This is a genomic window from Metallosphaera javensis (ex Hofmann et al. 2022) (genome assembly GCF_022064045.1).
Taxonomy (GTDB): domain Archaea; phylum Thermoproteota; class Thermoprotei_A; order Sulfolobales; family Sulfolobaceae; genus Metallosphaera; species Metallosphaera javensis.
Genome location: NZ_JAKNCW010000043.1, coordinates 1 through 1836 on the forward strand (window position 1 = coordinate 1; position 1836 = coordinate 1836).

A 1836-nucleotide genomic window follows, 5' to 3' on the forward strand; every position below is an offset into this window, starting at 1 on the left:
CTCCTCTTCTCGGAGGGCATAACCAACATGGGTAATACGCGTTTTTAAGGTTAGCTCTTCAGAAACTCCACAAACTACTGATCTCTTTGCTCTACCTCGGAAAGGGAGGCGAACTGGAGCACCTGGAGAACCTTATGGGGGAGGGAAACTTCACCGTTCCAGTACCCCAGGGCCAGAACGTGTCCGTGATGGTGACTCCCCTTAGCTCCATCTTCGTGTTCAATCAGAGCTCCCATTATGGAAACGTTGAGGAGCTCTACCTCTGGTCCTCAGATCAGGTAAGCATAAACACTGGTGGCGTTCACTACCCGGGACTGGTGACCATCTCAGGCGAAACATCCCCCTTCACTGAGGTCAACATATCGGTGTATGGCCCGGGAGGGGTTCAGGTGATGAGGGAGATGACTGATTCAGGCGGAGAATACAGCGCTCAGCTCACGGTAAGTACTCCCGGAGAGTACAGGGTTGTGGTGGAAACCAGCACCGGGATTGAGAACTCAACCACCTTCACAGTTCTACCCAGGCTGGCCAACGTCACGATCCACGTGGTGAATTCCAGGGGGAGTCCAGTTAGTGGAGTGGAGGTGCAGGTGGGAAATGAGAGCGGGACAACCAACTCCTCGGGAATGGTGGTGTTCAGTCTCCCAACTGGTAATTACACTGTGAGGCTCACGCCTCCCTATCCTTACGTTGAAGAGAACAGGACAATTTCCGTTGTTGCCCCGGGAGACTACACCTTCACCATAGCCCTTGCTGTCCTCAACCTGAGCTACAGGGTGGAGTTCAATGAGACTGGCCTCCCTCCTGGGACGGAGTGGTACGTCAATGTTAGCGGAATTCACTACTCCAGGAACTCAACCATATGCCTCCTCCTCCCCAACGGAAACTACACCTTCACGGTGGGAGCACAGGGGGACTACGTGGCGAAGGAGCCAGTGGGACACTTCACCGTGAACGGTAGCAATCTAGTGGTCCAGGTCACCTTCATCCCGGAAGTGTTCCCCGTGATAGTGAAGGAGACTGGCCTCCCTCCCGGGACGGAGTGGTACGTTAACGTCAGCGGAATGAGGACAGTTCCAGTACTCAGCTCCTCCTTCACCCTCCTGTTGGGAGCAGGTAACTACACAATCTCGGTGATGGCTCAGGGCTACACAAGCAACGTCACGCTCCTTCACTTGGTGGTGAATTCAACCAGGACCATTCTGGTCCTATTCTCACCGCTGAGGGCCAATGAGACCCAGATCTCGGGGAGTAACGCTAGCGGGATCGGCGTTGAGAACTCCACAGGTGAGGTGAGGGTGAACAGCACGCCCATTACCCGTGAGGTGAACGTCACCGTGGAGACGCAGGGACAGATAAGGGTAAATCCAGTGGAGATCGGAATCCCTGTGGTCGCCCTGATTCTCGTGGCAATTGCGGTGATGATGAGGAGGAAATGAGCAAACCACATCCATTTTCTTACCTGATGATCTCCTCACATATTCTGAATCCCTGGATACCTGTTGGGAGGTCAGGGAAGCCTCAGCTACGCATCCTGAATTCACGTGACTGGAACGGAAGATGATACTGTTAGCCAAACCATAACATTTATAGTTTTTAGATAGGATTCATGATTATGTCGCTAAAGGAGGACCTGTTAAGGCTTCTCATGAGTGATGCGGAGTTCAGGAAACAGCTGGGGGAACTGCTGGGCATCAACTTACAGGAGTCCCTGGACAGGTTAACCATCTCTGTTGACCGATTGGTGAAGAACCAGGAAGTTCTCCAGCAGACGGTTGCGGAACTGTCCCGAAGGGTTGATCAGCTAACCAAGAACCAGGAAGTTCTCCAGCAGAC

Annotated in this window: 2 protein-coding genes; both read left to right on the forward strand. The window is 53.2% G+C overall.

Annotation, left to right across the window (positions count from 1 at the left end; genetic code table 11):
- Positions 1-86 precede the first annotated feature (86 nt).
- Positions 87-1439 (forward strand): hypothetical protein, encoded by a 1353-nt coding sequence (locus L3N51_RS12290; RefSeq protein ID WP_238027510.1) that lies wholly within the window; start codon positions 87-89, stop codon positions 1437-1439.
- A 176-nt stretch (positions 1440-1615) separates the two neighbouring features.
- The coding region (locus L3N51_RS12295; RefSeq protein WP_428846167.1) for a hypothetical protein at positions 1616-1836 on the forward strand (221 nt) is incomplete at its 3' end.